This is a genomic window from Pseudomonas sp. V98_8 (assembly GCF_029967975.1).
Taxonomy (GTDB): Bacteria; Pseudomonadota; Gammaproteobacteria; order Pseudomonadales; family Pseudomonadaceae; genus Aquipseudomonas; species Aquipseudomonas umsongensis.
This window is the reverse complement of sequence record NZ_JASCAE010000098.1, coordinates 1-15,434: the sequence shown is the minus strand read 5'-3', so window position 1 is coordinate 15,434 and position 15,434 is coordinate 1. Positions and strand designations below refer to the sequence as shown.

Annotated in this window: 14 protein-coding genes; 2 read left to right on the top strand and 12 right to left on the bottom strand. The window is 59.3% G+C overall.

Features of this window, described 5'->3' with window-relative positions:
• Nucleotides 1–206: 206 nt before the first annotated feature.
• Nucleotides 207–1,070 carry an MBL fold metallo-hydrolase gene (locus QLG10_RS28855; RefSeq protein ID WP_282488430.1) on the bottom strand — a complete coding sequence of 288 codons (864 nt, stop codon included), beginning with the start codon at nt 1,068–1,070 and terminating at the stop codon, nt 207–209.
• A gap of 162 nt (nt 1,071–1,232) precedes the next feature.
• Here QLG10_RS28855 and QLG10_RS28850 point away from each other — a divergent pair, with 162 nt between their 5' ends.
• Nucleotides 1,233–2,039, top strand: coding sequence for a sulfite exporter TauE/SafE family protein (locus tag QLG10_RS28850; RefSeq protein ID WP_188263976.1), 807 nt, complete (start codon nt 1,233–1,235; stop codon nt 2,037–2,039).
• On the opposite strand, the gene QLG10_RS28845 is transcribed toward QLG10_RS28850, so the two are convergent.
• From QLG10_RS28845 to QLG10_RS28815, 7 genes are all read right to left on the bottom strand, one after another.
• Complete coding sequence (locus QLG10_RS28845; protein WP_349016962.1) at nt 2,012–3,022, bottom strand: aldose 1-epimerase; 1,011 nt, start codon at nt 3,020–3,022, stop codon at nt 2,012–2,014. The two genes, QLG10_RS28850 and QLG10_RS28845, sit on opposite strands and share 28 nt — an antisense overlap.
• Nucleotides 3,023–3,132: 110 nt before the next feature.
• Nucleotides 3,133–4,413, bottom strand: coding sequence for a TRAP transporter large permease (locus QLG10_RS28840; RefSeq protein WP_110752004.1), 1,281 nt, complete (start codon nt 4,411–4,413; stop codon nt 3,133–3,135).
• Entirely contained in the window at nt 4,414–4,941 is a 528-nt protein-coding gene (locus QLG10_RS28835; protein ID WP_020799404.1) for a TRAP transporter small permease, read from the bottom strand. It lies immediately after the preceding gene.
• A 77-nt stretch (nt 4,942–5,018) separates the two neighbouring features.
• Nucleotides 5,019–5,990 carry a TRAP transporter substrate-binding protein gene (locus QLG10_RS28830; RefSeq protein WP_020799405.1) on the bottom strand — a complete coding sequence of 324 codons (972 nt, stop codon included), beginning with the start codon at nt 5,988–5,990 and terminating at the stop codon, nt 5,019–5,021.
• Between the two features lie 67 nt (nt 5,991–6,057).
• A complete protein-coding gene (locus QLG10_RS28825) occupies nt 6,058–6,945 on the bottom strand; it encodes an SMP-30/gluconolactonase/LRE family protein (protein WP_282488429.1) in 888 nt (295 codons plus the stop codon).
• 49 nt (nt 6,946–6,994) lie between these two features.
• Nucleotides 6,995–7,819, bottom strand: a complete 825-nt coding sequence (locus tag QLG10_RS28820; RefSeq protein WP_179056806.1) for an NAD(P)-dependent oxidoreductase — start codon at nt 7,817–7,819, stop codon at nt 6,995–6,997.
• 243 nt (nt 7,820–8,062) lie between these two features.
• Nucleotides 8,063–9,304, bottom strand: coding sequence for an OprD family porin (locus tag QLG10_RS28815; protein ID WP_110752253.1), 1,242 nt, complete (start codon nt 9,302–9,304; stop codon nt 8,063–8,065).
• A gap of 348 nt (nt 9,305–9,652) precedes the next feature.
• Between QLG10_RS28815 and QLG10_RS28810 the strand changes: the two genes are divergently transcribed.
• Nucleotides 9,653–10,273: a TetR/AcrR family transcriptional regulator gene (locus QLG10_RS28810; protein ID WP_110752012.1), complete on the top strand. Its 621-nt coding sequence runs from the start codon at nt 9,653–9,655 to the stop codon at nt 10,271–10,273.
• A gap of 42 nt (nt 10,274–10,315) precedes the next feature.
• Here the strand turns inward: QLG10_RS28810 and QLG10_RS28805 are convergent, their stop codons facing one another.
• The 4 genes from QLG10_RS28805 to QLG10_RS28790 all read right to left on the bottom strand — a co-directional run bounded on the left by QLG10_RS28805 (nt 10,316) and on the right by QLG10_RS28790 (nt 15,349).
• On the bottom strand, nt 10,316–11,371 hold the full coding sequence (locus tag QLG10_RS28805) for an RHS repeat-associated core domain-containing protein (RefSeq protein WP_282488428.1): 1,056 nt from the start codon (nt 11,369–11,371) through the stop codon (nt 10,316–10,318).
• A gap of 143 nt (nt 11,372–11,514) precedes the next feature.
• Nucleotides 11,515–12,444, bottom strand: coding sequence for an RHS repeat-associated core domain-containing protein (locus QLG10_RS28800; protein ID WP_282488427.1), 930 nt, complete (start codon nt 12,442–12,444; stop codon nt 11,515–11,517).
• A gap of 262 nt (nt 12,445–12,706) precedes the next feature.
• On the bottom strand, nt 12,707–13,981 hold the full coding sequence (gene preA, locus QLG10_RS28795) for an NAD-dependent dihydropyrimidine dehydrogenase subunit PreA (protein WP_110752016.1): 1,275 nt from the start codon (nt 13,979–13,981) through the stop codon (nt 12,707–12,709).
• Nucleotides 13,982–15,349, bottom strand: a complete 1,368-nt coding sequence (locus QLG10_RS28790; protein ID WP_110752018.1) for an NAD(P)-dependent oxidoreductase — start codon at nt 15,347–15,349, stop codon at nt 13,982–13,984.
• Between the last annotated feature and the right edge of the window lie 85 nt (nt 15,350–15,434).

Below are 15,434 nucleotides of genomic sequence, written 5' to 3'. Positions count from 1 at the left end.
AGCCAAAATCGAGTCTGAAAAATCCGATTATGACTGACGGCCGCCAACAGCAAGGAGGAGCAAGCTCCCCCTTTGGTTTTTACCGGACACTAGTGACGCTCCGTGTGGGAATGCATCCCGTGACGCTCTGCGTCACATCCGGAGCGGAACGCGGAGCGTCCCTGGCGGCATTCCCACGCGGAGCGTGGGAACGATCGAGGGGGGGGTCAGAACTTGTTCAGGGGGATTTTCAGGTAGACCACGCCATTGTCCTCCGCCGGCGGCAGGTTCCCCGCCCGCACATTGACCTGAATCGCTGGCAGCAGCAGCGTCGGCATGCCCAACCCGGCATCGCGTCGGGTGCGCATGTCGACGAACGCGGTTTCGTCGATGCCGTCGCGCACGTGGATGTTGCTCTTGCGTTGTTCGCCAACGGTGCTCATGCAGTGCGGTACACGGCCCTCGGGCGGGTAGTCGTGGCAGACGAAGAGGCGCACGCTGGCAGGGAAGGCCAGCAGCTTGTGGATCGAGGCGAACATCTGATGGGCGTCGCCGCCGGGAAAGTCGCAGCGGGCGGTTCCGACGTCGGGCATGAACAGGGTGTCGCCAACCAGGATCGCGTCGCCGTCGACCAGGTAAGCCATGTCCGCCGGGGTATGGCCAGGTACATGCAGGGCGGTGGCCTTGAGATTGCCGATGCGAAATGACTCGTTCGGGGCGAACAGGTGATCGAACTGCGAGCCGTCGATGGAAAATTCCGGCTCAAGGTTGAACAGGGTCTTGAACACGCCCTGCACCTTGCAGATCGACTGGCCGATGGCGATCTTGCCGCCCAGTTCCCGGCGCAGGTAAGGCGCGGCGGACAGGTGATCGGCATGGGCGTGGGTTTCCAGCAGCCATTGCACCTGCAAGCGGTGCTCGCGCACGAAGGCGATGATCCGGTCGGCTTGCAGGGTGCCGGTCCGTCCGGCAGCCGGGTTGTAGTCGAGTACCGGATCGACGATCGCGCATTGTCCGCCATCGGTTTCGTAGATGACGTAACTGTAGGTTGACGAGGCGTCGTCAAAAAAAGCTTCAATAAGGGCGGGCATGTGGGTTTTTTCTTCAGGGGCAAGTCATGAGGTTAGATTCATTTTCCCTGCGCTGACCAGCCCGCGACACATTCAGTTGATGAAAAAAACACTGCGGCCTCTATCCTGTCACTCTATCGATACCGGGCGTTCCCGGCCTTTGTCATGGATTACGAGCGTTCTATGTTGCTGGCGAGTTTTTTTGGTGTGGTCATGGGGTTGGTCCTCGGGTTGACCGGGGCCGGGGGCGGTATTCTTGCAGTGCCGGCTCTGGTGTTGGGACTCGGCTGGAGCATGACCACGGCGGCGCCCGTCGCGCTGTTTGCCGTGGGCAGCGCAGCGGCGGTCGGTGCCATCGATGGCTTGCGCCATGGCCTGGTACGCTATCGCGCGGCGCTGTTGATTGCCTTGCTGGGCGCGGTGTTTTCCCCGCTGGGCATCTACTTCGCCCATCAACTGCCGGAAAAGGTCCTGATGATCCTGTTCAGCCTGCTGATGGTCATGGTGGCTGCGCGGATGTTGCGTCGCGAGCGCAAGGACCAGGGGCCCAGCGATCATGGTCACGCCAACTGGGGCCAGAAGAACTGCATGCTCGATCAGCAGACCGGGCGCTTTTCCTGGACCGCCAAATGCACCGCGACCCTCGCGGCCCTCGGTGCGGTGACCGGTGTAGTCTCTGGCTTGCTGGGTGTGGGCGGCGGGTTTCTGATCGTGCCGGCCTTCAAGCAGCTGACCGATGTGCAGATGCGCGGCATCATCGCCACGTCCCTGATGGTCATCAGCCTGATCTCGGCCATCGGCGTGATCGGCGCATTGCATGCCGGGGTGCGCATCGACGGGTCTGGCATGGCCTTTATCGCCGCCAGCATCGTGGGCATGATCATCGGCCGAAAGCTTTGCGCGCGAGTGCCGGCGCGGGCGCTGCAGGTGGGATTTGCGAGCATCTGCCTGGCAGTCTCCGCCTACATGCTATTGCGGGCAGGTCTCTGAATTCTTGTAGGCGCGAGCATGCTCCGGGCGGCGTTCCGACGATGGAGGTCAACGATGACTCGGGGTACCTGATTCCCCGCTGTGCTCTCAGGTTTTTCGCGAGCATGCTCGCTCCACAGAGGGCGGTAATGCAGTGTAAAGGTTAATTCTGCCGATTGGCCCTGCTCCAGCAAACGCAACCCGGGCCGACCGGGCAAGTGGTGCGCGTTGACCGGGTGAGTGACCGGTTCGATGCAGAAAAAACCCAGTCCTGGAGGGCAGTAGAGCAGGTAGTAATCGCTGCCGGTGGCGTGGCATTGCAGCTCGTAACCAAGGTCGGGTTGCTGGATCAGGCAGTGGCCATCCCAGTTGCAGAACCCGTTGTCGACCAGTGTCTGGGGCAGGGCCTTGGGCTGCTGGAAATCCCATTCGGCAGGTAATGCACCCAGCCCGGTTGGCAGTCTGGCGGCGTCGCATAGCCACACTTGCCCGGCCTTTGCCTGTAACCGCGTGCCAGCGCTTCGGGGCAGGTACGGGTGCAGGCCCAGGCCATGCCAGGCCGCGTGCTCTGCCAGATGGGTAACGCTCAACTCGATACACAACTTGCCTTTATCGAGATGGAAACGTTGGCGGGCGCAATAGGCAAAGGGCTCGGTGCTATCGAGTTGCAGCACCACGTCGTTAGGCGCTTTGGAAACGACCTGCCACGGCTGCTGCCAGGCGCTGCCATGAATCGGCAGCGGATCGGTGAGGCTGTTGGGCGCCAGGGCCAGCCAGCCATCCGGGCAATCGAAGCCCCCTTCGGCAATGCGGTTGGACCACGGCACCAAAGGGAAGCAGCCCAGTTTGCCGGGAAGGCCCGTGTTCAATGCGTGCTCATCGGCGTGCCGTAACAACGGCTGGCCGGTGTGGCGCAAGGACCAGTTGACGATGCTGCCGCCAAGTTCGGGGGCGAGGGTGAGGCGGGTGAATTCGTCTTCGAGTTCGAGCAGTGTGGGTTTCATGTTCACCAGCGATAAAGGGAATGCGCGGATTGCCTTTGTAGGAGCCGGTTTGCTGGCGATGGCGCCCTTGAGAACGCCATCGCCAGCAAGCCGGCTCCTACAGGGGAGGATTACAACACCAGATGCGGCAACCACAGCGACAGCGCAGGAATGTAGGTCACCGCCAACAGCACCAGGAACAGCACGCCGTAGAACGGCAGCAGGGCCTTGACGGTTGATTCGATGCTGACCTTGCCCACCGCCGACCCGACAAAGAGTACCGCGCCTACCGGCGGTGTAATCAAGCCGATCCCCAGGTTCACCAGCATGATCATGCCGAACTGCACCGGGTCCACGCCAATGCCAAGAATCACTGGCATCAGGATCGGCGTAAGGATCAGGATCAAGGGTGCCATGTCCATCACGGTGCCAAGCAACAGCAGCATGACGTTGATGCACATCAGGATCACGTAGCGGTTGTCCGACAGGGTCAGGAACATCGTGGTGATCTTCGCCGGGATCTGCATCAGCGTCATGATGTAGCCAAAGCTGGCGGCGAAGCCGATCAGGATCATCACGATCGAAATCGTGCGTACCGTGCGGTGCATCAGTTTCGGCAGCTCGCTCCACTTGTAGTCGCGGTAGATGAACATTGTCACGAAGAACGACCACAGTACCGCGATGGCTGCCGACTCGGTCGCCGTGAATATGCCCGATAGAATGCCACCGAGGATGATCACCATGGCCATCAGGCCCCAAAGCGCCTCGCCGCAGATTTTCAGGGCTTCGCGCATCGGGATGACTTCGCCCTTGGGGTAGTCACGCTTCTTGGCGAAGATCAGGCACAGCACCATCAGGCACGCGCTCATCAACAGGCCCGGCACCACGCCGGCCATGAACAGCGAGGCAATCGACACCGTGCCGCCTGCCGCCAGCGAGTAGAGTACCGAGTTGTGGCTCGGCGGAGTCAACAGGGCTTGCACCGAGCCGCTGACGGTCACGGCGGTGGCGAACTCACGGGGATAGCCGCGGCGTTCCATTTCCGGGATCAGCACCGAACCGACCGAGGCGGTATCCGCCACCGAGGAGCCGGAGATCGCGCCAAAGAAGGTCGAGGCCATGATATTGACCAGCGACAGGCCACCGCGCACGAATCCGACCAACACACCCGCAAACGCCACCAGACGCCGGGACATCCCACCCTCGGCCATGATCGCACCGGCGAGAACGAAGAACGGAATCGCCAGCAGGGAAAATTTGTTGACGCCACCGGCCACCTGAATCATCAGCGCCTGGAACGGAATGTCGATCCAGAACGCGCCGATCAGCGCAGAGAGCCCGAGTGCGTAGGCGACCGGCATGCCGATCAGGATCAATGCTATGAAGCTACCCAACAGAATCACAGCGTCCATTCAGGCAGCCCCTTCGTTTTCTTCAACGATGTCGAAACGCACGACGCGACGATTGCTCTGATCACCGAGCAAGAGTTTTTCCAGGACAAAGATCAGCGTCAGCAGGCCGCCAATCGGAATCGGCATGTAGGTAATGCCTACGCGCAGGGTGGGCAGGGCGCTCATGAACTGGTTCCAGGTCGACAGGCACAGCTTGCTGCCCCAGATGGTCATGAACAATGCAATGGTTGCCATCAACAGTTGCGAGACCACGCCTACAGCCTTGCGCAGTTCGGGGGGCATGCGGTCGGTGAGCATGGCCACGGCCATGTGTGCGCCAGCGCGGTAGCTGGCGGCGGCGCCGATGAAGGTGAAGACCATCATCAGCAGAATCGCCGTGGGCTCAGGCCAGCTTGAGCCAGTGCCGAGGACGTAGCGGGCGAAGACGCCCCAGGGAATGATCAGGGCTATGGCCAGGACCGACAGGCCCGCGACCCAGATGCAAGTCATGTAAATCCTGTCGTTGATGCGCAGCAATAGATTCTTCATCGGGTTTCACCGTAACCGGGCGCGCACGGGCGTCTACCAACGAACGTCGCGCCGGGCCTTTCAAGAGAGCGGGAGAGTTACTGGACGGCTTCGATGCGCTTGATCAGGTCGGCGTAGGGTGCGCCGTATTTCTCGCGGATCGAGGCGGTCGCTTCATAGAAAGGTTTCTTGTCGACGGTGATGAACTCGACGCCGGCAGCCTTGAGTTTTTCTTCGCTGCTGGCCGATTTGGCATCCCACAGGGTGCGCTCCTGCGCCTGCGCCGCCTTGGCGGTCTTCTTCACCAGCACCTGCTGCTCGGGGGTGAGTTTGTTCCAGGTGATCTTCGACATCACGATCGGCTCGGGCAGGATCAGGTGCCCGGTCAGGCTATAGAACTTGGCGTTCTGGTAGTGATTGTGCTCGAGCAGGGTCGGCGGGTTGTTCTCCGCACCGTCGATCACGCCGGTCTGCAGGGCACTGAAGATTTCACCGGTGTCCATGGCAATGCCGTTGCCGCCCATGGCGTTGATGGTTTCGATGAACATCGGGTTGCCTTGCACGCGGATCTTCATCCCCTTGAGATCCTCCAGGCTGCGCACCGGTTTCTTGGTGTAGATGTTGCGCGTGCCGCCATCCATCCAGGCGAGGGCGACGAGGTTGAATTCGGAGTTGGTGATCTTGTCGAGGATCTCGTCGCCGACTTCGCCATCGATGACCTTGCGCATGTGCGCCTGGTCGCGGAACACGAACGGCATGTTGAACACGTTCACGTCCGGCACCACCGGGCCGACGATGCCGAGGCTGACCCGAGCCATCTGGATCGCGCCAACCTGGGCCTGCTCGACCACTTCTTTTTCCGAGCCGAGCACACCGCCGGCGAACATCTTGAAGGTCAGCTTGCCGTCGCTGTCGGCCACCAGGGTCTTGCCCAACTGTTCTTCAGCGACCACGGTGGGGTAGCCCGCGGGATGGATGTCGGCAAACTTGATTTCCAGCGCATGGGCAGCGCTGCTGAGTGTGAAGGCCAGAGGGAGTGCTGCGGCGAGCAAGGTGCGTTTGAAGTCCATCGGGGGTGTCTCCAGTTTTGTTGTTTTTGTTATTCAGGGCACAGCGGTGTAGCGCCAACAGTTGCGTTCATTGCTTGAAGTGCGGCTCGGGCAATCCCTTGACGCCGGGGTCCAGGGCGAACACGCCACCGGCCAGCGAATGCTCGTCGTGGTCGTCTCCCGGGCGAATCGAGGTCACGAACAAGGTGTCCAGGCGACTGCCACCGAAGGCGCACATGCTCGGTTTTTTCACCGGTACGGCAAGGGAGCGGTCCAGTCGACCGTCGGGGGTGAAGCGGTGGACCAAGCCGGCGTCATTGCCGCAGATCCAGTAACAACCCTCGGCATCGACCGCCGCGCCATCAGGGCGACCGGCATATTGATTCATGTCGATGAACACGCGGCGGCTGGAAGGGGTGCCGCTGTCGATGTCGTAATCGAATGCCCAGACCTGCTGCACCAGCGGATGGGAGTCGGACAGGTACATCGTCCGGCCGTCCGGGCTGAAGGCCAGGCCGTTGGGTACGATCAGGCCGTTCAATTGTGCCTGGAGCGGGCCTTGTTGCCCGGCGCCATATCGATAGAGCGTGCCCACGGCGGCATTGGCGCCCATGTCCAGCACCATGCTCCCGGCCCAGAAGCGGCCCTGGCGGTCGCAGCGACCATCGTTGAGGCGCATGTCCGGACGGGGGTGATCGACGTGGGCCAGGGGGGCGCTGTCGAGGCTGCCGTCGGCATGTGCATGCAGATGGAAGAACCCGCTCTCCATGCCGGCAATCCAGCCGCCATCGGGGTGACGGGTGATGCAGGCGAGCATTTGCGGGGCTTTCCAGGCGTGCACATGACCGGTTTGCGCGCTCCAGCATTGCAGGCCCCCGGCGGGAATATCGACCCAGTACAGGGCGTTTTCCTCGGGGACCCAGACCGGGCTTTCACCCACCGTATTGCGCGCATCGACAATCAGTTCGGCTTGCATGGCAACTCATTCCCTTGGCTGTTGGTGGTTGGGCTCGTGGCCGGGGCGATCAGTCGCCGAACGGGCCGGCAACGCAAAAGGCACCGCCCTGGTAGATCCGCGCCGGGTCATCGGCGGCCGGCAGCGGCTGGGCTTCGACTTTTTCACGGAACACTTCGGAAGTGTCCTGCGGGGCATAACCCAGGGCCGTGGCGTAACGGTTGTCCCACCAGACGTCCTTGTTGTCGGAGGCACCGTAGACCACGGTGTGGCCCACGTTGGGGGTGTAGAGCGCACGTTCGAGCAATTGGGTGAGGTCACCGAAGCTCAGCCAGGTGCTCATCATCCGGCGGTTTTGCGGCTCGGGGAACGAGGAGCCTATGCGCACGCTGACCGTTTCGATGCCGTAGCGATCGAAGTAGAACGTGGCCATGTCTTCGCCGTAGGACTTGGACAAGCCGTAGTAGCTGTCCGGGCGGCGAGGGGAATGGGCGTCGATGACTTCATCCTGCTTGTAGAAGCCGATGACGTGGTTGGAACTGGCGAAGATCACGCGCTTGACGCCATGACGGCGTGCCGCTTCATAGATGTGGAATACGCCGCAGATGTTGGCGCCGAGGATTTCCTCAAAGGAGCGCTCGACCGACACACCGCCAAAATGCAGGATCGCATCCACGCCTTCGACCAATTGGTGCACGGCGTGCTTGTCGGCGAGGTCGCACGGCACGACTTCTTCGCGATCGTCGATGGCGGGGGCGATGTCGGCGATGTCGGACAGGCGAATGACGTTGGCGTACGGGCGCAGGCTCTCGCGCAGGACTTTGCCCAGGCCACCGGCAGCACCGGTCAGCAACAGGCGATTGAAGGGTGTTTGGGCGGTTGCAGTGGTCGTCATGGGAATTCCTGGACAAACAGTTGTTGTTATTGAGTCGTTGTAGGTTGTCGTACGACTATGCTGAAGTATCGGTAGGCTTTCCGGTTTTTGTCAACGCGACATTGGTGGAAATTGACGGAGGGTCAACCCGATCAATGCCCTGGTAAATCCCGATCCCTGTAGGAGTTGGCTTGCCAGCGATGGCGATCTGGCGCCATCGCTGGCAAGCCAACTCCTACAGGGGCATTTGTTGATCCTCTGCTCTTACAACAACGAAATCGGATAGCTGATGAAAATCCGGTTTTCATCGAACTCGTTGGTGCTGAAATCCTTGCGAATACTCGCATTGCGCCATTTGACGTTGAGGTTTTTCAACGCGCCGCTCTGCACCGTATAGGCCAGTTCCGATTCGCGGCCCCATTCCTTTCCGTCAGTGATGGTGCCGGTGTGCACGTTGTCACCGCTGATGTAGCGGTTCATCAGCGTCAGGCCGGGAATGCCCAGGGCCACGAAGTTGTAGTCGTGACGCACCTGCCAGGACTTCTCCCTGGCGTTGTCGTAGCTGGAGTTGTAGCTGTCGTTGGCCAGGGTGCCGCCACTGGTGCCATTGACCCGCATCCACACGTCGTCGCCGCTGAGTTTTTGCAGGCCGACATAAAAGGTGTTGCCACCGTACTTGGCCGAGAGCAGGGCGAAGGCGGTCTTGTTATCGAGGTCACCGGCCAGGGCGCTGCCGTCTTCCTTGCCGATGAAGTAGCCGAGGTTGGCGCCCAGGGTCCAGTCGCCGATTGGCTGACTGTGACTGAGGTTGAAGTACTGCTGCTGGTAGATGTCGCTGAGTTCGGCGTACCAGACGCCGACCTGGGTGCGTTTTTCGTTGAAGGCGTATTCACCGCCGCCGAAGTTGAAACGATCGGAGCTGAAGGCGGCCGATTTACCGTTCATGAACATGTCTTCCATGCTCGCGTCGTTGCGCGGGCTGTTTTGACGGAACTGCCCGCCGTAGAGCGTCAGGCCGCTGATCTCGGTGGACGTCACCTGGCCACCGCGGAAGGTTTGCGGCAGCGAGCGGCCGTCGTCGGATCGCAGGATCGGCAACACCGGCATCCATTCGCCGACCTTCAGTTCGGTTTTCGAGATCTTGCCTTTGAGGGCCACGCCCAGGCGCCCGAAGTTGTCGGCCGGGCGGCCGTCACCATGGACCGGCAGCAACTGCGTTCCCGTGGTGCCTTTGCCGCCGTCGAGCTTCTGCGAGTACAGCCCCAGCACATCCACACCGAAGCCCACCGGGCCCTGGGTATAGCCGGATTTGGCGTCGAGGATGAAGTTCTGTGTCCACTCCTCAGCCTTGCCCTGAGGGTAGGCCGGGTTGGTGTAGTTGCGATTGAAGTAGGCGTTGCGCAGGTTCAGCGTGGCCTTGGCGTCATCGGTGAAGCCTTCGGCCTGGCAGGTCATTGGCAGGGCAAGGGCCAGGCTGGTGCAACCGAACAGACTCAGCGTCTGCAAACGGGTAACGGACGGGCGTGGGGTACGGACGGACGAATCGCGGACGAGCTTGCTCACTGTGACGCTCCCTTGCTGCTTTTTGTTTTTATTGTTGTTATACGTCGTCGTACAACATTGGCGCAGATATTTGCGGGATTTTCAGGGGTTGTCAATCAGAAGTTATACGATGACTTAAGGGAGTACGTTCCACTGGGGATAAGGGGTTATCGGGGTAGAAACCGCAGGAAGGGTTGAAAGGTATGAAATGCGGTCAGAGGTGCCCTGACCATGCGCCGGAATCGACAGTCCCCTGTCGCCGCGCGGTAGAGCGGTGCTAGTCTTGTTTAATGTTGTTGTCAGGGAGCCCTCATGGGCAATCACAAGATCGAGATTCGTCGCAGTAACGTCGAGAAAATTCTGCTGGGGGCCGAGAAGGTCTTCGCCGAAAAAGGCTTTGGCAGTACCGCCATGGCCGACATCGCCGCCGAAGTGCAACTGCCGCGCTCCAACCTGCATTACTACTTCAGCACCAAGACCGAACTGTACAGCGCTGTGCTGTTGGACCTGCTGGAAGTATGGAAGCAGGACGCCCTGTGCTTCGAGATGTTCGACGACCCCCGCGTGGTGCTCAGCAGCTACATCCGCGCCAAGATGAACCACTCGCGCAGCCGACCCTACGGCTCGAAGGTCTGGGCCAACGAAATCATCCATGGTGCGCCGACCCTGGGCGCGAAGCTGGACGCGAGCCTGTACGACTGGGCCAAGATGAAGGAAGCGAAGATCCGCCAGTGGGTCGAGGATGGCCGCATCCTGCCGGTGGAGCCTTCCAGCCTGCTGTACATGATCTGGGCCTCGACCCAGCACTATGCCGACTTCGATCACCAAGTGAATATTTTGAATGATCATCAGCCGTTGTCGGACATGCAGTTCGAGCGGGCGGTGCAGACGGTGACGAGTGTGATTTTGCGGGGGATTGGGTTGGAGCCGTAATCTTCCTGCAATGGTCAAATTGTGTCATGAGGTTTCTCATTATCATCTGTGAATGTTGTCATCGAGATTCCTTATGACATGGGCTTTAAGTTTCAGCTCAATCGACCTGTAGTTTGCAGCTCGACGGTTGATATCAATTTTCGAATGAGTCCGTTCATTTGCATCTTCAAAGGCGTGTTTAGCTGATTGAAGTTTTTCCACCATTTTTCTTGGGGCCGTTGGATAAACATCAGGCTGGCTTACGTGGCGATCATAACGCTTGGCATCGGTGACTAGTTGTCGGTATACCTTGGCGTTCGTCGAAGGGTTTGAGTCTTTTGGTGCGTACCTTTCTGTTTTTCTGAGGGGCGGCACCGGCACCTCTTGAGAGGCAAGTGCTGAAGTGTTGCGGGGTTGCGAAGGCGACGCCGGGACAGATTGATTTAAAAGTGCGTTCGGTCGAGGATTCAATGCTACTTTGCCAGGATTCTTGGTGATGGCGGAAGTTGTATCCCTGGTTGTGTTCAGCGGACTTCTGATAACAGGTGTTGGAATATTCCGACCACGAAGTATGATCGCGAGTTTTATATTGCCTGTCGGATCAACGAAATTTGTCGGGTCTCCACCACAATAAGCATACTGGTTTATACCCGCTCTCTCATCAAAAGGGCTCAACTCATCCGGGCTATTAAATCGCATCAGTACAGGATTAAAAAAGCGATTGCCCTGTCCCAGTGGGTAGTGACCCGTTATAGCGTCAGGACACTCCCCGTTGAACCCGATCAAGGTACTTAAACCACTTTTGGCCGGATGATAACCGTAGGCGGCATATGAAAGTTGCTGCGGATTATTCCTTGAGAGCGTTTTCAGCAGTGAATCTGCCTGGTCGGTTGCCAGCAGCGTGGTTTCGGTCACACCGGCTTCGTTCTGTTGCTGCGCCAAAGGTTGGGCTTCACGGCGCAGGATTGTTCGCTGCGTCTGCTGTCCCAGTTCTGTAGTCAGGAGGTTATCTTGATAGAAACGCTGCGTGCTGCCGCTCGCCAGTATCCCTACGCTTGTTAGGCGGTTGAGGGGGTCGTAGTGATAGAGGCGGAGAATTTTCAACGATGAGACCGACATGACGAGTTCCACGCTTCGAATTGACTGTGTTTGAGCTTCGAGGATATCTCGTGTGGCGTCTACTAGCAGAAATGATAGGTGAGGGGGATTCGGGTGTTTAGGTAAGATGATGAGCTTCGACCACCAATATCTTCAATGCAGTGTTAGTTCCTGATTTGGTGATTGAGCTTGTGTTGTTCTACGCTGAATTTCTTGATCTTGAGCTCTAGCTTTTTCAGTTGTTTCTGTCGAAGTGACCGATTGAGGCGCGGATTAGAATTTAGTTTTCTGGTTAATTCTTCCCACTGTGTTCTCAACGCCTCCGTAGAAGTCGTTTGGAAGTCCGGATTCTTTACAAGTTCGTGGTACTCGATTTCATGCCTGTTCAGCTTGTCTGTGTATGTTGTGCGCCTGGGATAGATGTTTGTGGTTTTATTGGCCGGTTGAGTAGTCTCGAGTGTGTGCGGAAACGGCTGCGCCGTACTGATAGGTGGTGACTGGTCGGATGGTAAGTTTGAGATTCCATTAATGGGATGAGTAGATAGTGAGCCACTTGCCACATGAGCTCGGCTTATGGTGGTAGATGTTGGTTTAATTTTATGAAGCGGTTTTTTGACGATGACCGCAGCGCTCTCCCAAGGTCGGAAGAAGCGAACATTTCCTGTTGGATCGTAATAATTTATCGGATCTCCCCCGCAGAACGCGTACGGATTAATCCCGCCCTGGCCAAAAGGGCTTAACTCATCCGGACTGTTAAAACGCATCAATACCGGATTAAAAAATCGATTGCCTTGGCCGAGTGGGTAGTGGCCCGTTGTAGCGTCAGGACACTCCCCGTTGAACCCGATCAATGCACTTGAACCACTTACGGGCGGATGATGACCATAGGCAGTATATGAAAGTTGCTGCGGATTGCTTGAGAGCGTTTTCAGCAGCGAATGCGCCTGGTCGGTTGCCAGCAGTGTGGTTTCGGTCAAACTGACTTCACGTCGATTCTGCGCCAATGGTTGGCCTTGATGGCGCAAGATTGTGCGTCGCATCCGCAGTCCCACCTCGGTAGCCAGATGGTCCTTCTGGTAGAAACGCTGTTCCATGGTGGGTTCCAGGAGCCCCACGCCCGTTAGCCTGTCCAGGGCGTCATAGGAATAGAGGCGCAAAACTTTCGGTGGTGAGACTGACATGACGAGGTCCGCGCTGGCGATTGAGTTTGTGCCAGCTTCGAAGATGTTCCCGGTGGTGTCTACTAGCACAGCTGATAGGTGAGGAGTCTTGACGCTCCAGCTGGCCTTATCGCGGGCAGCCTCGCTTGTAGGAGCGAGCCTGCTCGCGATGGCGTCATCCCAGGCGCTGAAAACGTTAAGGGCTGACGTGATACGGATTTCTCGGATCATGATTCCAGTCGAGAAACGGCTTGCCGTTCTCCATCGGGACCATCTCGATACAGTCCTGCACCGGGCAGGTAATCTGGCACAGGTTGCAGCCCACGCATTCATCCTCGATCACCTGGTACTTATGCGTGCCGTCCGCTTGCTTGATGCTGGCAACCGCCTGGTGCGAAGTGTCTTCGCAGGCGATGTGGCAGCGTCCACAACCGATGCACGCCTCCTGATCAATCTTCGCGATTACCTGATAGTTGATATCCAGGTACTTCCAGTCGGTGGTATTGCCCACCGCACGCCCCGAAAACTCGGCGATGTTGGCGTAACCTTGACTGTCCATCCAGCGCGACAGGCCATCCTTCATCTCCTCGACTATCCGGAAGCCATGCAGCATTGCCGCCGTGCACACTTGCACCGAACCGCTGCCCAGCGCAATGAATTCGGCGGCATCGCGCCAGTTGCCGATGCCGCCAATGCCGCTGATCGGCAGGCCATGGGTCTGCGGGTCGCGGGCGATTTCGGCGACCATGTTCAAGGCGATCGGCTTGACCGCCGAGCCGCAATAGCCGCCATGGGTACTTTGGCTGCCGACAATGGGATTGGCGACCATGCGCTCCAGGTTGACGCTGGTGATCGAGTTGATCGTATTGATCAACGACACCGCATCCGCACCGCCACGGTGCGCCGCGCGGGCAGCTACGCGGATGTCGGTGATGTTCGGCGTCAGCTTGACGATCACCGGCAATGAGCAATAGGTCTTGCACCAGCGGGTGACCTGCTCGACGTATTCCGGGACTTGGCCGACCGCCGCGCCCATGCCGCGCTCGGGCATGCCGTGGGGGCAACCGAAGTTCAGCTCGATGCCGTCGGCACCCGTGGCTTCCACCAGCGGCAGGATGTGTTTCCAGGATTCTTCGACGCAGGGCACCATCAGCGAGACGATCAGCGCGCGGTCCGGCCAGTCCTTTTTGACCTGGGTGATTTCCCGCAGGTTGATCTCCAGCGAGCGATCGGTGATCAGTTCGATATTGTTAAAGCCCAGTACCTCCCGATTAGCCCCGAAGTGTGCCGAATAGCGCGAAGAAACGTTGACCGCTGCCGGGTCTTCCCCCAGGGTTTTCCAGACCACGCCACCCCAGCCGGCCTCGAAGGCGCGGACCACGTTGTAGGCCTTGTCGGTCGGCGGTGCAGAGGCCAGCCAGAACGGGTTAGGGGACTTGATGCCAGCGAAGACAATCGACAGATCGGCCATTTATGCAGCCTCCACATTGAGCATCAGTTGAGCGTTGATCGCCTCGGCGGCGCGCTTGCCGTGCTGTACTGCCTGAACGGTGAGATCCTGGTCGAGGCTGGTGCAGTCGCCGCCGGCATACACGCCAGGAATACTGGTGCGCAGATGCTCGTCCACCTGGATGCGATCACCCTCACGCTTGAGTTCCCGGGCCAGCGGATCGCTGAGTGCGCTGCTGTCGAAGGCCTGGCCGATGGCCTTGAATATCGCGTCGGCAGCCAGCTCAAACGTTTCGCCAGTGGTTTGCAGGCGACCTTCAACCAGGTGGGTTCGAGCGAATCGCATGCCGCGCACCTGGCCCTTTTCATTGAGCAGGATTTCCTCCGGTTGGGCCCAGGTCAACAGGCGTACCTGATTGGCCTTGGCAATCTCCTGTTCATGGTGGGTGGCCCCCATGTCCTCGACACCACGGCGATACACCAGGTTGACGTCATGGGCGCCGAGCCGGGCCATCTGCACCGCCATGTCGATGGCGGTGTTGCCGGCGCCGAGCACGATGCAGTGGTCGGCCAGCGGCAGTTGGGTCAAATCGTCGGCCTGGCGCAGCTCGCGGATATAGTCGGTGGCGGCTACCAGGCCGGGCGCGTCTTCATGCAGTAGGCCAAGCTGTTTACTGGCCGCCAGGCCGAGGCCGAGGAACACCGCGTCGAATTGTTGATGCAGGTCGCTGAGGCTGAGGTTTTCCCCGAGTCTGTGCCCATGGCGGATTTCGATGCCGCCGATTTCCAACAGGAAGTCCAACTCCTTTTGTGCGTAATCGTCCACCAGTTTGTATTTGGCGATCCCGTATTCATTCAGGCCACCGGCCTTTTCCCTGGCCTCGAAAATCACCACGTCATGGCCGTGCATCGCACTGCGGTGGGCGCAGGACAACCCGGCGGGGCCGGCCCCGACCACGGCGATGCGCTTGCCGGTGGCGGCAGCGCGGGAGAATGGATGCTGGCTGAAATGCGCGTTGTCCACGGCATAACGTTGCAACAGGCCGATCAAGACCGGTGCGCACTCATGGGCGTTGTTGCGCACGCAGGCTTGCTGACAAAGAATCTCCGTCGGACAGACCCGGGCGCAACTGCCACCGAGGATGTTGGCTGAGAGGATTTTCTGCGCCGCGCCCTGCACGTTGTCCTGGTGAATGTTGCGGATGAACGAGGGAATATCTATTTCACTCGGGCAGGCATTCACGCAGGGTGCGTCGTAGCAATACAGGCAGCGCGAGGCCTCCAGATGGGCCTGGCGATCATTGAGTGGCGGCGCCAGGTCGGTGAAATGGCCGGCGAGGGCGGCCGCGTTCTCGCTGGGATGGGGGAGGTGGGTCAGGGTCTTGATCACGGTATGGGCCTCACGGTAATTGAGGTGCTGCCTCTGTTGGGCATTACTCAGTGCTACGCCATCCCCTGTAGGAGCTGCCGCAGGC